The following is a 16,511-nucleotide window of genomic DNA, read 5'->3' as shown; positions in this document are numbered from 1 at the left end:
ACTTTTTTCGGTGCAGTCGGTAAAGAACACTGATTCGTCGCCGGACGTTAAACGAGTTTCGCTGGCGAGCGTTACACGTAAAGGAGAATTTGAAATGGCAGAAGAACCTGTAAAGACAGAAACTCAAGAGCAACAAGAGCCTGAGAAACAGCCAGAAAAAGAAGCTCAAAAGACTTTTACACGTGAAGAATTAGGGCAGATTGTCTCAGCTCAAATTGCTAAAGAGCGGAAGACGTGGGAAGAACAACATCAATCAGAAATCGAAAAGGCAAAGGAAGACGGCAAGGCTGAAGCAAACATGACCGCCAAGGAGTTAGCGGAAAAGCAAGCTAAGGAGCAAGCCGACAAGGTTAAGCAACAAGAAGACGCTTTAAACAAGCGTGAACAAGAACTAGATCGTCGTGAGCATTTAGCTCATACCAAAGACTTGTTAGCTGAACAGAATTTGCCAACTGATGGGGCTGATATGTTACTTGGCTCAACAGAAGATGAAACTAAGGCTAACATTGAACGATTTAAACAATTGGTTAGTCAGGGTGTGCGTAATGAGTTACACAAGTCATCTGCTGGTAAAACTCCACAAAATGGTTCTCCAGCACAGACAGATATCTCAAACAAGAATATGGCTGAAATGACATATGCAGAAATGCAGAAATATGTTGAAAGTCAAAAAACTAATTAGCGAAAGGAAGAATTAAATTATGGTAGCAAGTTCAACAAATTATACTCATTTTGCCGATATGTTAGACCCGCAAGTTCTAGCACCGATGATTGGCGCCCAATTATCAAAACTCAATGTGTTTTCATCTATTGCACCGGTTGATACTACTTTAGAAGGTCGTCCTGGTGACACAATTACTGTGCCAAAGTACAAGTACACCGGTTCAGCTCGTGAATATGGTGAAGGTGAACAAATTAACTTCGATTCACTGGAATACACGACTCAACAAGCGAAGATTAAGAAAATTGTATCTGCTTATTCCATTTCAGATGAAGCGGCTAAGATTCCATATGGCGATCCACGTACTGAAGCGGCTCGTCAAATGGCTATGGCTCTAGCTACTTACGTTGATGATGATGTTCTCGATACTGCTAAGAACGCTCCATTAAGGGTTACTAGTAATACTCCAGATCAAATTGATTTAATTGATAATCTTGAAGACGCTTTTGCTCACGCTACAAACGCCATTGAAGGTACCACTTATCCTCAACAAGGTGTTCTTTATGTCTCATATAAAGATGCTGCCTCTTTGCGTAAGGCGGCCGGGGACAACTGGACTCGTGCATCTGATTTAGGCGATGATGTTTTAATTAATGGTGGCTTTGGTGAGTTGTTGGGATGGGAAATCATTCGGACTGCTAAGTTAACTAAAGGACATGCAATTGCTGTAAAGCCTGGTGCTATGAAGACTTACATGAAGCAAGCTCCACAAGTTTATGCTTGGTATGATGGCGATCATCAAATCAACAAGACTTCAACTACCGAATACCTTGCAACGTCTATTTATAACGATGCTTTACTTGCAACTATTGGCTTTGCTGGTGGTTCTACCTCAGCGCCGCAACCTAATCCATCAGTTGATGACAAGCAGCCTGATCCTAAACAAAGCAAGTAATTAAAAAAAGAGGTGGTCTAAATGAAAGACACAAAGGTCAGTGAACTATTGGCCACCGTTAAGCTTGATAAGAATATTGATGGGGATGACTTGGACAAGCTTTTATCAAACTTTATTAAGCAGGCAAGCGATATGGTTTGCCTGTTTGTTGGAGCCGATGATTTACCATCTCAGCTTGAAGTTGTAGTTATTAGGATTACTGAAGCACACTACGTTCAGTCGGTTAATGATGCCGATGGGACAAAGTCATATTCAGAAGAAGGAGCTAGTTGGTCATTTCAAGATAACGAATTAGACCCATATATTCCATTGCTGGAGCGTTATCTTGCCAATCAGACCACAGGATCGAAAGGTCGTGTGTGGTCATGGTAAGGTTTATTCCATTGGTGCTTGGTCATAAAGAGTTAGTTCACGGGACATTAGACGACAGCGAAAAGTGGACGTATCAAGTTGTACGTGCCCATGTTACTGAAGTTAATGGTGCTCAATTACAAAATAATCTTTTTGGCAAGCAATATGGCATGTCATGGGTTGCTCGGATTCAAGGTAACGTTAATGCTGACTCAGTATCATTCGTAAAAAATGGTAAACCCGATAGTGAATTAGAGAAGATGACAGTTATTCAGGTGCGGAAACATGCGACGAGAACTGATATTTACTTCTCTAATGATTTGGAGGTGAGTGCTAATGAGCTGGAATAACGACAACATCCCTGAAATTGATTTTATCTACAATGATGAGCAATTGAAATCAGTAATGGCTAATATATCGGCTACGTTGGATAAGAACAATTTTGGCAATGCTGGAGCTAAATTGCGTAATATGACTGCAATGGCTTCTTATAATGGTGAACGTGCTGTTAATAAGATGGCTGAAAAAACGACAAATGAAGTCCGTAATCTTATGCGTGAACGGCAGTATCGTCAACCAGGTTATCGTCCAGGGACAAAGGCTTTTGGTCGGAAAGCTAATAACCAGCATATGGTTGATAACTTGAAAGATCATGTTGATGGTAATAAACATCGTATTTATACGACTACAACGAATGGTGGTTATAACTATTCACAAGCGTTTGAGTTTGGATTGTTGACTAAAAATTATCCTGCTCATCATCCCTTTCAAGATGCTGTTAATCATTTGGGGGTCAACCAGCTTAACAGTTCATTTGATGATGAAATTGATGAAGCAATTAGAAAGGGGTTTGATGTATGACACAAGAACCACCTTTTGTTGCTATTTATTTGAAATTAATTGAAGAAATTAATGAATTAGGAATCAAAACATTTTCTGCATCACAAGATATACCGAAACAAATGCCTGTGTGTCGTATTCAGCTGTTAAACAACAACTCAACTAATCAGTTTACGAATGCACGGCAATATTCCTATTCTTTTCAAGTTGATGTAGTAGATGTTCAGAATGCCCTACAACGAAGCTTGGTCAATGCCTATAAGATTATGCAGTTATGCTGTCAATTAAGCATCAGCGGATATTCTGTAGGTCATGACGAGCCATCGTTAACATCAATGGTCGATAATTCGACCAATAAAACATTAAATCGACAAATAATCAGAATTAATTACTCGGTAATTGAAACCACAGCTTTTTAGTTGTGGTTTTTCTTTTAGAAAGGAATGAAGAAAATTATGGCAGATGACTCATTAAAGCCAATTGTTGAACCACAATCATCTGACAAGGTGATGTATTACTACAAGGCTCCTTGGGAACCTCAATCAAATCCTTGCCACGTTTTAGGTGTTCAAGGTGCTTCATCAGGCACTAACACAGCTACATTGGGTTCAACGCCTACAAAGCAGGCAACTATTAAGGATACTGGTTCAACTAACCAACAGCGGGTTGTTAACGTTGTAATGACTAAGGGCGGCAATATGCTTACTGATGTTGCTCGTGACCTTTATTACATTTGGGAACATAAGATGACAATGCTTTTATGGCGAGTTGATTGGAACTCATTACGAACTGTCAATGGCAAGCAAGTAGTTAATGCGGAATTTTCCGAAGTTAAGATTTCAGCATTTCCAGAAACAGAAGCACTTAACACAGCAGTTACTCAAAACGTTACCTTTGAAGTTACCGGGCTTGCACGTCGATATGACGAACAAGGTAACCCATTTGTCCTTGGACCTGAAGACTTCGATTCGGGAATGTTCTCAGATATTGTTAAATACTACGGATTTACTAAGCCTACTGAAATTGGTGCTAATGCAGAAGGTAAGCTTGTTTCAACCGCTGGGATTAATGATGATAACAAAGGGGATGCTTCTGGTACCGTTCCAATGAACCAAAAGATGGAAGCAGGCCAAAAGAATGATTCCGCGAGTAAATCCTAACAGTCAACCTGCTACTAGTCAGGTAAACCATGCGGATACTCCTGCAAGCAATACACCAGTTACTAGTGCGTCTGCCACTAGTCAACCAAGTGCGCCAGCTTCTTCAGCTGGTCAAGTAGCGCCAGAAAGTTCTGCTTCTAATCAATAAAAATATTAAATCGCCTATGAAATAAACAGTACGTAAGGGCGGTTATTTGGAGGAAATAAAATGAATGAATTAGAAATTAACGGCAAGACGTACCCAATCAAGTTCAATCACCGTTTTTATGACCGTATCGTTAGTGAATATGCTCGTAAAAATAAAGATTCAAATGTCGATGGATTTAACAACCTTATTGAGGGCTTGATCTCACAAGATCCAGATGCTGTTATTAATGCTTATCGTTGTGCATGCCAGTCAAAGTCATTGCCGAGTGTCAATGCTGTTGGCGACGCATTAGAAGAATCAGGAGTATTTGATTCAGCAGATGTTTTCAATAATGTTTACAAAGAAATTAAAGCTAACGGTTTTTTAGCGATGAAGATTCATCACTTACTCTACTTGCTGAAAGACGCCTGGAAGAACTCCGAAGTCGCATTGAAAGTGGTTCGTCAGAAGACCAACAAGAGCGACCAAAAGAATCTTCGGGAAGCAGAACTTGGGGTAGAAGTAGCCAAGCAGAATTACGAACTAGCCAAGAAGCAACTTCAAGAGCTGTCCAAGTAGTTGATAACTTTCATCAGGCAATGTTGAACCTTCTCCGTGAGATGAATGAGGTAGTTGGTAAGACTATGCCAGAAGAAGTTTACGATTTAACCCCTAAGGAGGTTGATTATATTTTAGCTGGTGGTTATCAACGAAGTTATAACGCTTTGATTGATAATCGCTTTGTTGTAGCTAATACAATCGTCCCTGCGGCACTTGCTGATCCTAAGGCTGATACTAGTGAAGCAGATAATGCACTAAAAAAGCGTCGTAATGCAATTAATGCTATTACCGATGAAAAGTTGCATAAGCAAATGGAAAATGAACGGAAACAACGGCAACGGTTCATTGACATATTTATGTGAAAGGAGGTAGGAGTGAATGCCAGCAATTATTGCCGAAAAGCAAATTGTTGTTAAAGCGATTGATAAGGTTACTGAACCGATATCATTAATGAATCAAAAACTAACTGATTTTGTGCAGAAGTTTAGTGAACTTGATCAAAAAATGAATTCAGGAGTAAGTGCTCAGAATTTATTTAAGCAGTCGTTAAATGAGGTCAGAGCTTCTGCCTCTGAAACGGCGGAAGCAACAAAAAGATTAGATCATACTATCAGTGGCTTACACGATAAGAAAGTCGAAATTAAAGCTGATACAACTCAGGCTAATGAAAAAACATCTGAGTTTGAACGGACTGTTAATGAACTAAAATCTCCAATCATTAAGCCTAAGATGGATAATAGTGAGCTTAATAAAGGCGCTAAGGAAACTGAAGGTATTGGTCATTCATTAACCAAAAGCTTTGTCTTTGGTGGAATGATTACTAATGGTATTAATAATATTGTTGGTAGCCTTAAAAGTTGGGCTGTTGAAGGTTATAATGCTGCCAAAGCAGGTACTGAAGTAGCTGAAAGATGGAAAAACTTAGGAATGACCGATGCAGAGGTTAAACAAGTTGGAGCAACCGTTAAGGATCTAAAAGAGAATTCTAACTTATCAGGTGCAGCAGTTGGTAACTTGGTAACCCGATTTTATGGGTTTACAGGTTCAACTGAGAAAGCTAGAGAATTAGCAACAGGTATTGGCTCCTTAGCGGATAAAATGAAGCTTTCTAATGATCAGGCTGATGCATTTGCTAACGGTTTAACTCGAATTGAGACTTCTGGAAAAGTAACATCTCAGTCGTTAGGACGTCTTGAACGCTCTGCCCCTGGTCTTACTAAAGCACTTCAAGAAGCTTCTGGAATGTCGAAGAAAGCATTCGATGATTTACTAGCTTCAGGTAAAATGACGAGTGATCAATTCAACGATATCTTGTCAAAAGCCTCTAATGATTGGAAAGAGAACTCCAGTGAATGGAATAAAACCGCTGATGGTGCATTACACCATATGCAAGTTTCATGGGCTGATACTAAAAAGGCTTTAATGGCACCGTTGGTTAGTGTTTCAGCTACTGGCTTAGACTCACTCAGTAAAGCATTAGATAATAAAGAAACTCAGCGTGCTATTGCACAACTGGGTCAAGGTATTGCTAATGTTGCTAAGGCGATGGGTGACTGGTTAACTCCTCAGCATGCTAAAGATTTAGTGACTGTGCTGGAAGCTTTAACAAGAATTGGCTCCGTTATTGCCAAAGGTGCTTGGAAGTCATTTGAACTAATTGTTGAAGCATTAGGTGCTCCATTTAGACTATTAAGCGGTAATTCCAGTAAATCTGCTGATGGTTTTGATAAATTTGCTGATGCACTTGACCATATTAGTAAAAACAAGATTGCTATGACGGTTCTTGAGGGAATCGGTGGAATCTTGATGACACAATTTGCTTACGGTAAGTTATTTAAGATTGCTGGTGGTTTAGGACTAGTAAATGAGAAACTAGGTGCAATTGGTAAGTTCAAGTTTAGCGGTCATATGCTCAGCGATTTAATGGGCAACTTAAAGCAAATTAGTAAGCTTCGTATTAATCCTACTAACTGGTTTAAGGGTGTTAACTTTTCTTTCGTTGGTAAAGGAATAGCGACTAAATTAGCTGGTGGAATAAGTATCGGTTTAGGCGCTGTTGATATTCTCCGTGGCTTAACTGGTTCACATATCCATAATCGAGCCAAAATGATTGGTAAAGGTGTCGGCACTATTGCCGGTACTGCTGCTGGTATGGCATTAACTCCCGTACTTGGCCCGTTTGGCCCGATCGTTGGTTCAATGCTTGGTGGCTTGATTGGTGGCAAACTTGGCCCGGGACTTTCCAAAGCCTTTAAGGGTTCTATCAAATTCTTTAAGGATATTCTTAAAGGTGATTGGAGCGATGCTTTTAGTGGTATTGCAAAAGGATTTAAATCTATGTGGAAGAGTGTAACCGGTTGGGCTAAAGACACTTGGAAGAAAGTCAAGGATTGGTGGAATGGCACCGATTCATCATCAAGTAGCAATTCAAGTTCTCATAAATCTAGTGAGCCATCTGAAAAGAAAATTCGTTCACTAGGCGGAAATCATTATTCTAAAACTGATATTGCCAATGTTAAGCAAATGAATCGTGCAATTATTGAGTACACTCGTTCACTGAAGTCGTTAAAGCAAGTTATTAAGCATAATGATCCTACTAAACAGTTGAACTCGATGAACAAGCGTTTAAAAGAATTTGTCAAACAGCTTCAAAAAGAAGTTAAACCCCTAGATAAAGCATCTAAGGACTTTAAGATTTTTGGCAAGTCTACTAAAACAATGGCTAATTCTATCAAGAGTCTAACTGGTAAGCACGGCTTAGGTGAATTTGACAAGGATATTTCCAAACTTGATAAGGATATGAAACATTCCAAAGTTGGAGAGTATTTTGACCGATTAGCCAAGTCAATTAAGAAGTCAAAATTGGCTGATGAATTTAAGTCACTTACTAAGTATCTTGGTGCAATGGTCAAAGATTGGGAACATCTAATCAAACCATTGAAATCAGCTGATAAGGAATTTAATTCTTTTGAAAAGACTATAAGTAAACTGTCGAATAAAAAGACAGGCTTATCAAAAGTTGATTCAGATTTGAAGACCTTATCAAAGGACTTAGTTAAGTATAATTTTGCTAAAACATTGTCTAAACAAATGCAAGAAGCCAATAAGGCTGTTGGCAAGCATGGTTTTGTTAAAGAATTTGGTAATATGATTCTTTCAATTGAAGCGGGTCTTAAATCCTTTAATAAAGCTTTTTCACGTGAATGGGATTCTGTGTGGAGAAATTTAGATCGTGACGTTGATCGTGCTCTTACTAGAGCTGATAGAGCAGAATATCATGGATTTAATTCATTACGTTCAACTGAAAACGGGTTTGAATCGAGCTTTAAGAAATCATGGTCAGATTGGCTTGATGATATTGTTAGTGAGTTTAGAAGTGGCTTTAATAAGCTCCCCGGGATTGCTGGCAAATCAATGTCTGAGATTGTTAGTCGCTTGAACAAAGGTATTTCAGGAATTAACAAAGTAATCGGTGATTTTGGTGGAGACAAGAAGCTTGGCACTATTAGTTATGCTCACGGGACAATCGCTCATCCGGGTGGTAAGGCTGTACTTAATGATGGATTAACTGCACATAAACAAGAAATTGTTTGGGAACCATCACGTGGCTTCTCACTTCCACAAGGGCAGAACACTGTTCACGATTTGGAAGAAGGAGCAATGGTTATCGATGCACCGCATGCTCATCCAATACTTTCACGACTTGGAATTCCACATTACGCAGATGGTACTTTATCCGATGAAGAAATGGATAAATTGGCTGAACAATTTGAAAATAATCCAGTTAGTGCATCTAAGCAACTAATGCTTAAATTAACTGATTGGAATTCATCTGTTCCAATCATTCCTTCGTTCGGTAAGTCATTAGCTATCGGGTTATCCAGTGGAATTGCTAATGTATTGAAAGATTTACTTGGAGAAGTCAAAGAACCCATCAATGGCGATTGGACTCGAGTAATCAGGTCGGCTGCCGCTAAAATGCATTTTCATATAGCAGATTGGCAAGTTCAAAAATTACTTCGTCAGATTGCGACTGAATCCGGTGGTGATGAAAAGGTAAGCCAAAAAGTTTGGGATCAAAATATGGCAAGTGGTAATCCTGCACAAGGGTTACTTCAATTTATTCCATCAACATTTAATACATGGGCTATGCCAGGACACCATAATATCCTTTCTGGATTTGATCAGATTATGGCAGCTATCAACGCTCTTAATCATGGTGGCGAAGGTGGCTGGGGCAATATCGGTAATGGTCATGGTTGGGCTTCTGGGGTTCACATGACGCATCCCGACGTTGCCCTAATTGGTGATAATGCTGAACATGATGAATATGTAATTAATCCCTATAATAGTCAGGCAATACCTTTAATGCGTGATGCTTGGCAAAAAATGGAAATGGTTCATCCCGAACTTCGTTCTACTGCTAGTGCTGGTCAGTTCAATGGCCAAGTAGTAGCACTGCTACAAAAGGCGATTGAAACTATCAAGAGTATTAACTTACAACCAGTGTTGCCAGTTGATGAAACCCGACGCATGATTAATAAACAAAACGCCACAGATTGGCGGATGGCAATGAGAGGATAGTGATTTAATGCAAGTTTTTTCTACAAGAAAAGATAAACCTAAACAATATCCATTCCTGACACCTCACGATGACTTTAAAACTTATGTCCCATTAAAACCGATTGAATTATCTATCTCACCAGATGGTAAAAAATGGCACTCTATCTACGATCAACCAGATTTAGGTGGTGTGCTTTGTTATATGCATTCACCGTCAGCAGTTACTCAATCTGATAATACTGAGAAATTAGGTATTAATGATGGTCAGCGATTAAATTCTTCAACGTATTCTAATCGTGAACTAACTATGTCGTTCTGGTTTAATGGTTTAGATGAACCGGATATGTATTTAGCGTTTGATGCATTGCAACGGTTCTTAGATTCTCGTGAACCATATTGGATTTGTTGGGAAAATTGGCCACAACGTATGTATTATGGTAAGTCAAAGTTAACAACCCCAACCTATACGAGCGATAAAGGATGGACGTGCAATGTCACATTTACTGATTTGATTGGATTAAGTCGAAGTGTAGGAACTTCTACTAGTTATGTATTAGGTATTGGAAATAATTCAATAGCTAATGCTAGTTATTCATTCAATAGCAATTCATTCAGCGTTCTTAATCAGTCTGATGTCTTAATTGATCCAGAGCGACGGGGTCATCCGTTTAAGTTAATGTTAGAGGGTAGTTCACAAGGTAATATGAAGATTACTAATAAGACTACTGGGGATAGTATTAGTCGAACAAGTAGCTGGTCAGGTAAGTGGGAACTTGATGAAATAAATCCAATGCTTAATGGTAACCATGATGGAATTAACACTGATCATGGTGTAATTACTCTTCAAATTGGTATGAACGATTTCCAAATTGATAATTTTTCAGGTAAAGTCACGGTTGACTTTCCTTTCTGGTGGAAGTCATGACATATGCCTTAATTAGGAGCCATGATGGTAAAGCAGAAGAACAAATTAACTTTGCTGACTTGTATAATACTTGGTCTAGGGAATTTGCTTTATCGCAAACCTTTCAGGTGTCATTTACTATGAGATATTTGCCAGGATTTGAATATGTTTTCAATTTAGCAAAAATTCAGGCAGAAGTGCTGTTCAACGGGCAAGTGTACAAGATTAAAGAAGTTGAGCCAATCACTAGTGAGCAAGGAGTAGTAACTAATAAAATCACTGCTGTTAATGCTTTAATTGATAAACTACGTAATCTTCGCTTACCGGAGGCTAACAAAGATAGCAATTCATCAGCAGGTGATTCTAGTAATGATAACCAGCAACCTGGAACAGTAATTCAGCGAGCACAAGCTGATCAAACTTATTCATTAGATAGTGTGATGCACCAATTCTTTGATAATAATGATCAAGGAATAAGGTATGAATTACACGGACAGTTTATTGATCAGCCAGCACAAGCTCAAGGAAGCTGCTTTGATTATCTTACTTCTAATCTAGCAGCGTTTGGTGGATATTGGATCCCAGATGGGAACACACTTAAGATATATGATTTACCTAGTCTTACTCATAAAACTGGTGAAACATTTAGATATATTTATCACTCGCCCAATGTAGATATTCAATCATCAAGTACCGATATGGTTAACTCTGTTCAGTATCAGGCCGGAAAAATGGAAAAGACTGTTACAACAGGTGACGATAATACTCCTGTAACTAAGAATGCACAGGGGGTTATTGACTATGCTCGTTCATGGCTAGGAGTTCCATATATACTTGGTGGGCGAACTACTGCTGGAACCGATTGTGCAGGATTTGTTCACTTTGTATATGCCAAGTTTGGTATTGATATTGGTTGGACTACATGGTCACAAGAGTCTAGCTTCCATGAAGTCAGCACGCCACAGACAGGGGATGTTGGGTTTTATGGAGCACATGGAAATCCATATCATATATGCTTATTCCTAGATGCAAATACGATTATCTTTGAACCACAGCCTGGTGAGGTTTGTAAAGAAGAACCGGCTAGTTGGTATTACCCAAGCTGGATTGCTCGTAATGATCAAATGGCAGCGATAGTTTCTGGTGGTGGGAACGCTGACGATTCAGGTAGTTCCTCATCAACAACTGAGTTTTACCAATTGAGCGGTACTTATAAGAATCAAGATTCAATTGATAAATACGATGAACATAGAGGAGAAGTTCAGACACTGGATACTCTTTATGATCAGAATGCAGTTAACAATTGGCTTGAAAATCACTTGCAAGTTGAACCTGCTACTACAATGACTTGGACCCATAAGGATAACTTTCACTACGAGCTTGGCGATAGTATCCACACTATTGACCCAGAATTAAACGTTGATACTGATATGGTTATCTTTAGCTATACCGTTAATGATTTCAACCCTGTTGATGCAACAATTAATTTCAATAATACTGGCAAGGCTATGAAAGATATTAATGCGATATTGTTAAAAAGCATTACTAATATTAATACTGATGTTGGTAATACTAACTTTAATGGTGCTACTGGTGGGCGACGTGAAAATCATTTCAACAACATGGTGTTACTTACTAAAGAAGAGCAAGAAAAGATTAAGAAGTTTGTTGATAGCTAGGAGGTGCGATGGTGCCTATATATACTGTTGATGTTTTTTCAGGTAGTGCAGATAGCATCGTGACTGATTCTCATGCACAAGGGGTTATTATTAAGGCTACTCAAGGGACAAACTATGTTAACCCAAAGTGTAACCACCAGTGGGATCTAGCCGGAGCAAATGGTAAACTGCGAGGACTTTATCATTATGCTGCTGGTGGTGATCCGGTTGCTGAAGCTCAATACTTCCTGAACAATATCCACAATTACATTGGTAAAGCTGTACTAGCGGTTGATTGGGAAAAAGACCAGAATTCAGCATGGGACAATACTAACTGGGTACGTAAGTTCGTTGATGAAGTTCATCGTCAGACTAACATCTGGCCGTTAATTTACTGCCAAGCATCTTCACTGGATCAAATTGATAATTGTTCAAGTGACTGCGGCTTATGGGTTGCAGATTATAAGACAGATAATTGGACCAGTTGGGAGCTTCCTAATATTAAAGTTCCTACTGGAGCGTGGGATACGGTTACTGGCTGGCAATTTGGTAGCGGTGGAATGGATAAAAGTATTTTTTACCTTGACGAAATTGGTTGGAATAAGTTAGCTAATCCTAGTGAGAGTAGTAAACCGTCTAACCCAGATAAGCCAAGTGAACCTGACAAGCCCAATAAACCAGTACCAACACCTCAAGAAGATGTAATTCGACAAATAGTTGGCGAATATGGTTATGATACTGAGACCGGAAATTTTGGTCGAGGATATTCTCCAGATAACGGTAAAACTTTTATAGTCCAGGATACTACTGAAGGGCGCAAATATAGGCAAGACGATGCTGAACGACTTTGGAAATTATTAAAACCAATGGTCGAAGCGCTAATTGATAATTCAGAAGGAGATAAGCAAAATGGATCTGATAGCAACGTATCAGAATAATATTCAAAATATCTATAACCGAATTAAGGACTTGTACTCAAAGGCAAGTCCTTATTTTGATCAGGATGTTCAGCTTCCGGATCTTCAGGTAGTGAAGTTAAACAATCCAACCGACCTGCTGAATCGTGTTGTTTATCAGTGGACGGTGTCTTGTATCCAGCGGCTTCAAATGGTCATGAACAATGTTGTCGGAGATTTTAATGATAACGATATTATTGATGAAGATATTGGTGATACACCGGAACTGAAGCTTTGGTTGCCTGAAAGATTAGTGGTAGATGATATTTATATGTTGAAACTTCAAAATAATTTTGATGAATGTAACGAGCTATTAGATAAGCTCAACAGTTACACTCTAGAGTTTATGAATTACTAAAAGAAAGGAGTGAGAAAATGACGTTACAAGGTGATGGAAAACGTGTTCTATTAGACTTAACACGATATAACGAACAAGAAACGGATATTTCTGGGCACTTTAACGCTCGGGTTGGTGATACTCAAGACTTGCTTTCATTACGGATAACAAATAATGATTACACAGTTGATTTGCGTAATTACGGAGTTATCTATGGTGGAGTAGATCCTAATACGGTTCCTCATCGTCATGTTATTACACGGATAGGGGACCTAAAGATTCATCACGGTGATGCTCCAGTTAAAGGAAAGTTCACCTTGCCTTTTGACGAGCATACTTTTAATGTTCCGGGACATTGGGAACAATTCTATATTCGGTTTATTGATGAAAACGAGGAAACGATTTCATCAATCGACATTGACTTTGACGTTATTGATGATAAATTTTTAGCGCATATTGGTGATGCTGAAGATATTTATGTCGAAGAATTTGAAAAAATTCTTCAAGCGGTAACCGATGCCGGAAACAAAACCACTCAGGATATTAAAGATACTGGTGCTAAATTTAAAACTGATTTTGAAACTTGGATTAATAAATATAAGCAAGCCTTAAATGATGCAATGGCGGAAATTAACGATCCTAAAGATGGATTGTATATTCGCTATAAGCAATTGCTTGATATGACTAAGCAAATCCAGGGGACCTTGAAGCAAGCACAGTTTCATGATCGACCGTTTCAATTGAAAACAGTTGCGGATATGAAATCATATACACCGTTAATTGCTGGAGATGTAGTTATTACTCAAGGTTGGGATAACTACGACGATGGTCACGGGGCTTACTGGAATATTCGGGTTAAGCATAAGGATGAAACGCCGGATGAGCAGAACGTCATTAGCATTAATACCGATATGGGCTTAGTTGCGGAACGGAACTCATCCTTGTTGAGTGCGGACAGCTTAGAAGACTTCCTCTACGGGTACACAATTGAGATTAAGCATAATCAATGTGAGCACCCGTTACGTCCGGCAGTGCTGTACTACGAGGACGCTATCGGGACTGAACGAGATGGCCTAGGAAAGACTAGTCATGGCTTCGGGCAAACAAACACCAAGTTAATTAATTGCATTGCGGAGTATCCCGATGCGAACACAATCAAGGTTAAGATTCCCCGGAACTTCTATCTTGATGCCGTACCGCACTATAAATTTGGTGCTTGGTATCTGATTGACGGTAACCGGACGATCAAGGTTGACTTGGGAATGCCGATTGATGACGCTAAAGCCCAAGCAGGCGATGGGGAAGGTAGCAGCTACCTCTCACCGAACACGGGTTACTTCTCGAAGCCAACAAGTCCAACCGACCTCCGGGCGGTCTACATTGATGAACACACGCAACGGTTACTATGGAGGGATTAGTTAATGAAATTCTATATTTATCAAGGCGTTGGAACGGACGGTGAACTGAAGAAGGTTGCCGAAGTTGAGAATAAAAAAGAATACATCGTTACTGGTTTAACGGCTAACGCAACTTATCGCTTCGCTGTAAGTTCCTACAATGGCTTGCGAGAAAGTGCTAAGTCGAACGTGATCACGGTTAAGACAAGTGCTACTTCAGTTCAAAGTATTACTTTGGCAATTGATAAAACGGCACTTGAAGTTGGTGGAACTGCTAAGGTTACCGTTACAATTACGCCGGCTAATGAAACTGACGGTGCAGCAGTATTGACCTCATCAAACCCACAAGTGGCAACGGTTGATGGTGCAGGGAATGTCAAAGCAATTGCTCCGGGGACAGCTACGATCACCGCAAAGATTGGCGAAAAGGTTTCTAACGTGATTAGCTTAACGGTTTACGAAGCGCTGGTTAACGTGAATAATTTAGCTGCTAAGAACGTTACTGCTAATAGTGTTGACCTAAGTTGGGACTGATGATGAATGCAGTATCGAATCAGGAATGGCGACCAGCTAATTGCTACGGTAAGCAATAAGCAGTACCAAGTAACGGGATTAACTCCCAACACTGCTTATAACTTGTCAGTAGCGTCCTTTAATGGCTTCCGTGAAAGTCCAAGGACGAGCTTGACAGTTAAAACTCGGGGGATTCAAGTTAAAGTGCCAGTTAGCTTAACCGCTGGGGCAACGGTGTCGTTAGTCTACCTTGAATATGCATTGGGATTAGTTCCGATTGGGACAGAACCCAAGGGCATGTTCGGTGGTGGCAATCGACAAATTTTACCGTCAAAAGTGATTAGTTCAGCTAACGGGATGAGCACGATTGAAATTACCAACAGCTTTAACTTGATGAGCGATGGCTTAACAATGAAGCAACTACCAGACAAGAGCTTTGGAGTCTTTGAAGGCTACAAGGCTCTTTATTACAAAAGAGAGGAATGATAATTAATGGCTTTAACAGCAAAAGATATTGCAAGCATCTTTACTGGTATGGACTTAGGTGCAGAAAAGATTGCTGAAAACTTTAACAAACTACTTGAAGAAAATATTGGTCAAGACAATCAATTAGACACGTTGAGTAATAATGCACTGAAAATTGGCAACTTTATCGGGAAAGATAATCCTGATCTTAATAATATCAGTGGGGGAGTGCATGGCTTTGGCTTTTGGGATGATAGCAAGGTGCCAGCGAATAGTAATTGGCCTCAATCACTACAAAACAACGCTGAATGGGGATGGCTTATCCATCTGGGAACCGGCGATAACTGTAAAGTACAGTTAATCTGTTGTACTGGTGGCTGGATGTTCATGCGAATCTATGCGGGCACTGCATGGGATAAATGGACAATAGTACAAACTAAGTACGAACAATAAAGGGGAGGTGAAATCGGATGAAAGCATTCATGTATGATCAACATTACGGGTATCTATTAGCTGAAACTGAAGTTGCAGATGCCAATAATTTACCGCCATATACGACAACGGTAGCGCCAGATCCAACTAAGAGCTATCAAAAGTTTAATGGTACTGAGTGGGTTGGCGGAATGGACGATGCAACATTCCAACAACAAGTAGCGGTATCAATCGCCCAGCAACAAGCTAACATTAAACCAAGTGAAAGTGCACAGGCTATGAATACCCTTGGTTTACAAGTTGCGTCATTAACAGCTGAAAATAAGCAATTAAAGCAGTCAATTAATCAGCTAGGCTTGCAGTTAGCACAGTTAACCATGAAAGATAAGAAAGAAAATGGAGGTAACTAATTATGGATTGGACGGAATTTGTTAAAACGATGTTTAGCCTAGGTAATGTAGTAACAGGGTATGTTAATGTGGTAATTACGCCCGAACAGTACAAGCAAATTACTGGTAAGGATTACGTGGCACCAGCTACGGTTGCCTAGATAGTAAATTAGATAGCTAGATATAGTTGATATATAGCTAACACATAGTCGCCGAAGAAATACACAATACATAGTAAAAAG

At 39.5% G+C, this 16,511-nt stretch carries 21 protein-coding genes; all 21 read left to right on the top strand.

The window, feature by feature from the left end; genetic code table 11:
* Positions 1-94: 94 nt before the first annotated feature.
* The 21 genes from PRK60_RS06350 to PRK60_RS06250 all read left to right on the top strand — a co-directional run bounded on the left by PRK60_RS06350 (position 95) and on the right by PRK60_RS06250 (position 16,430).
* Entirely contained in the window at positions 95-682 is a 588-nt protein-coding gene (locus PRK60_RS06350) for a capsid assembly scaffolding protein Gp46 family protein (RefSeq protein WP_273645804.1), read from the top strand.
* A gap of 19 nt (positions 683-701) precedes the next feature.
* Positions 702-1,616 (top strand): N4-gp56 family major capsid protein, encoded by a 915-nt coding sequence (locus PRK60_RS06345; protein WP_273645803.1) that lies wholly within the window; start codon positions 702-704, stop codon positions 1,614-1,616.
* 21 nt (positions 1,617-1,637) lie between these two features.
* Positions 1,638-1,988, top strand: a complete 351-nt coding sequence (locus PRK60_RS06340) for a phage head-tail connector protein (RefSeq protein WP_273645802.1) — start codon at positions 1,638-1,640, stop codon at positions 1,986-1,988.
* Complete coding sequence (locus PRK60_RS06335) at positions 1,982-2,317, top strand: hypothetical protein (RefSeq protein WP_273645801.1); 336 nt, start codon at positions 1,982-1,984, stop codon at positions 2,315-2,317. The genes PRK60_RS06340 and PRK60_RS06335 overlap by 7 nt, the downstream gene beginning before the upstream one ends.
* Positions 2,304-2,828 carry a hypothetical protein gene (locus PRK60_RS06330; protein ID WP_273645800.1) on the top strand — a complete coding sequence of 175 codons (525 nt, stop codon included), beginning with the start codon at positions 2,304-2,306 and terminating at the stop codon, positions 2,826-2,828. The genes PRK60_RS06335 and PRK60_RS06330 overlap by 14 nt, the downstream gene beginning before the upstream one ends.
* A complete protein-coding gene (locus tag PRK60_RS06325; protein ID WP_273645799.1) occupies positions 2,825-3,226 on the top strand; it encodes a hypothetical protein in 402 nt (133 codons plus the stop codon). The genes PRK60_RS06330 and PRK60_RS06325 overlap by 4 nt, the downstream gene beginning before the upstream one ends.
* A gap of 36 nt (positions 3,227-3,262) precedes the next feature.
* Complete coding sequence (locus PRK60_RS06320; protein ID WP_273645798.1) at positions 3,263-3,967, top strand: hypothetical protein; 705 nt, start codon at positions 3,263-3,265, stop codon at positions 3,965-3,967.
* On the top strand, positions 3,945-4,115 hold the full coding sequence (locus PRK60_RS06315) for a hypothetical protein (RefSeq protein WP_269296122.1): 171 nt from the start codon (positions 3,945-3,947) through the stop codon (positions 4,113-4,115). Before PRK60_RS06320 ends, PRK60_RS06315 begins: the two co-directional genes overlap by 23 nt.
* Before the next feature lie 60 nt (positions 4,116-4,175).
* Positions 4,176-4,673 carry a tail assembly chaperone gene (locus tag PRK60_RS06310; RefSeq protein WP_269296123.1) on the top strand — a complete coding sequence of 166 codons (498 nt, stop codon included), beginning with the start codon at positions 4,176-4,178 and terminating at the stop codon, positions 4,671-4,673.
* A gap of 65 nt (positions 4,674-4,738) precedes the next feature.
* On the top strand, positions 4,739-5,017 hold the full coding sequence (locus PRK60_RS06305) for a hypothetical protein (protein WP_273645797.1): 279 nt from the start codon (positions 4,739-4,741) through the stop codon (positions 5,015-5,017).
* 16 nt (positions 5,018-5,033) lie between these two features.
* The gene (locus PRK60_RS06300) at positions 5,034-9,239 is read left to right on the top strand and encodes a tape measure protein (RefSeq protein ID WP_273645796.1); all 4,206 of its coding nucleotides are present in this window, start codon (positions 5,034-5,036) and stop codon (positions 9,237-9,239) included.
* A 7-nt stretch (positions 9,240-9,246) separates the two neighbouring features.
* Complete coding sequence (locus PRK60_RS06295; RefSeq protein WP_273645795.1) at positions 9,247-10,143, top strand: distal tail protein Dit; 897 nt, start codon at positions 9,247-9,249, stop codon at positions 10,141-10,143.
* A complete protein-coding gene (locus PRK60_RS06290; RefSeq protein ID WP_273645794.1) occupies positions 10,140-11,801 on the top strand; it encodes a phage tail protein in 1,662 nt (553 codons plus the stop codon). The genes PRK60_RS06295 and PRK60_RS06290 overlap by 4 nt, the downstream gene beginning before the upstream one ends.
* Positions 11,802-11,809: 8 nt before the next feature.
* Positions 11,810-12,718 (top strand): GH25 family lysozyme, encoded by a 909-nt coding sequence (locus PRK60_RS06285; RefSeq protein ID WP_273645793.1) that lies wholly within the window; start codon positions 11,810-11,812, stop codon positions 12,716-12,718.
* Positions 12,690-13,094, top strand: coding sequence for a hypothetical protein (locus PRK60_RS06280; protein ID WP_273645792.1), 405 nt, complete (start codon positions 12,690-12,692; stop codon positions 13,092-13,094). The genes PRK60_RS06285 and PRK60_RS06280 overlap by 29 nt, the downstream gene beginning before the upstream one ends.
* A gap of 17 nt (positions 13,095-13,111) precedes the next feature.
* Positions 13,112-14,491: a DUF2479 domain-containing protein gene (locus PRK60_RS06275; protein WP_273645791.1), complete on the top strand. Its 1,380-nt coding sequence runs from the start codon at positions 13,112-13,114 to the stop codon at positions 14,489-14,491.
* A 3-nt stretch (positions 14,492-14,494) separates the two neighbouring features.
* Complete coding sequence (locus PRK60_RS06270; RefSeq protein WP_273645790.1) at positions 14,495-15,004, top strand: Ig-like domain-containing protein; 510 nt, start codon at positions 14,495-14,497, stop codon at positions 15,002-15,004.
* A gap of 6 nt (positions 15,005-15,010) precedes the next feature.
* Positions 15,011-15,469, top strand: coding sequence for a fibronectin type III domain-containing protein (locus tag PRK60_RS06265; RefSeq protein WP_273645789.1), 459 nt, complete (start codon positions 15,011-15,013; stop codon positions 15,467-15,469).
* A gap of 6 nt (positions 15,470-15,475) precedes the next feature.
* Positions 15,476-15,901, top strand: coding sequence for a hypothetical protein (locus PRK60_RS06260; protein WP_273645788.1), 426 nt, complete (start codon positions 15,476-15,478; stop codon positions 15,899-15,901).
* Positions 15,902-15,918: 17 nt separating this feature from the next.
* Positions 15,919-16,290 (top strand): hypothetical protein, encoded by a 372-nt coding sequence (locus PRK60_RS06255; RefSeq protein ID WP_273645787.1) that lies wholly within the window; start codon positions 15,919-15,921, stop codon positions 16,288-16,290.
* A gap of 2 nt (positions 16,291-16,292) precedes the next feature.
* On the top strand, positions 16,293-16,430 hold the full coding sequence (locus PRK60_RS06250; RefSeq protein WP_273645786.1) for an XkdX family protein: 138 nt from the start codon (positions 16,293-16,295) through the stop codon (positions 16,428-16,430).
* Positions 16,431-16,511 lie beyond the last annotated feature (81 nt).

The organism is Limosilactobacillus portuensis, from assembly GCF_028607025.1.
GTDB classification, from domain to species: Bacteria; Bacillota; Bacilli; order Lactobacillales; family Lactobacillaceae; genus Limosilactobacillus; species Limosilactobacillus portuensis.
Note: the sequence above shows the minus strand (reverse complement) of the source record. Positions and strands in the feature narration are given on the sequence as shown.

Excerpts from the sequence above, each read along its gene's own strand:
- PRK60_RS06340 (WP_273645802.1), top strand. The coding sequence starts at position 1,638 with ATGAAAGACACAAAGGTCAGTGAACTATTGGCCACCGTTAAGCTTGAT.
- PRK60_RS06280 (WP_273645792.1), top strand. The coding sequence starts at position 12,690 with ATGGATCTGATAGCAACGTATCAGAATAATATTCAAAATATCTATAAC.
- PRK60_RS06295 (WP_273645795.1), top strand. The coding sequence starts at position 9,247 with ATGCAAGTTTTTTCTACAAGAAAAGATAAACCTAAACAATATCCATTC.
- PRK60_RS06350 (WP_273645804.1), top strand. The coding sequence starts at position 95 with ATGGCAGAAGAACCTGTAAAGACAGAAACTCAAGAGCAACAAGAGCCT.
- PRK60_RS06270 (WP_273645790.1), top strand. The coding sequence starts at position 14,495 with ATGAAATTCTATATTTATCAAGGCGTTGGAACGGACGGTGAACTGAAG.
- PRK60_RS06300 (WP_273645796.1), top strand. The coding sequence starts at position 5,034 with ATGCCAGCAATTATTGCCGAAAAGCAAATTGTTGTTAAAGCGATTGAT.
- PRK60_RS06265 (WP_273645789.1), top strand. The coding sequence starts at position 15,011 with ATGCAGTATCGAATCAGGAATGGCGACCAGCTAATTGCTACGGTAAGC.
- PRK60_RS06310 (WP_269296123.1), top strand. The coding sequence starts at position 4,176 with ATGAATGAATTAGAAATTAACGGCAAGACGTACCCAATCAAGTTCAAT.
- PRK60_RS06250 (WP_273645786.1), top strand. The coding sequence starts at position 16,293 with ATGGATTGGACGGAATTTGTTAAAACGATGTTTAGCCTAGGTAATGTA.
- PRK60_RS06330 (WP_273645800.1), top strand. The coding sequence starts at position 2,304 with ATGAGCTGGAATAACGACAACATCCCTGAAATTGATTTTATCTACAAT.
- PRK60_RS06315 (WP_269296122.1), top strand. The coding sequence starts at position 3,945 with ATGATTCCGCGAGTAAATCCTAACAGTCAACCTGCTACTAGTCAGGTA.
- PRK60_RS06255 (WP_273645787.1), top strand. The coding sequence starts at position 15,919 with ATGAAAGCATTCATGTATGATCAACATTACGGGTATCTATTAGCTGAA.
- PRK60_RS06275 (WP_273645791.1), top strand. The coding sequence starts at position 13,112 with ATGACGTTACAAGGTGATGGAAAACGTGTTCTATTAGACTTAACACGA.
- PRK60_RS06320 (WP_273645798.1), top strand. The coding sequence starts at position 3,263 with ATGGCAGATGACTCATTAAAGCCAATTGTTGAACCACAATCATCTGAC.
- PRK60_RS06290 (WP_273645794.1), top strand. The coding sequence starts at position 10,140 with ATGACATATGCCTTAATTAGGAGCCATGATGGTAAAGCAGAAGAACAA.
- PRK60_RS06305 (WP_273645797.1), top strand. The coding sequence starts at position 4,739 with ATGCCAGAAGAAGTTTACGATTTAACCCCTAAGGAGGTTGATTATATT.
- PRK60_RS06285 (WP_273645793.1), top strand. The coding sequence starts at position 11,810 with ATGGTGCCTATATATACTGTTGATGTTTTTTCAGGTAGTGCAGATAGC.
- PRK60_RS06260 (WP_273645788.1), top strand. The coding sequence starts at position 15,476 with ATGGCTTTAACAGCAAAAGATATTGCAAGCATCTTTACTGGTATGGAC.
- PRK60_RS06335 (WP_273645801.1), top strand. The coding sequence starts at position 1,982 with ATGGTAAGGTTTATTCCATTGGTGCTTGGTCATAAAGAGTTAGTTCAC.
- PRK60_RS06345 (WP_273645803.1), top strand. The coding sequence starts at position 702 with ATGGTAGCAAGTTCAACAAATTATACTCATTTTGCCGATATGTTAGAC.
- PRK60_RS06325 (WP_273645799.1), top strand. The coding sequence starts at position 2,825 with ATGACACAAGAACCACCTTTTGTTGCTATTTATTTGAAATTAATTGAA.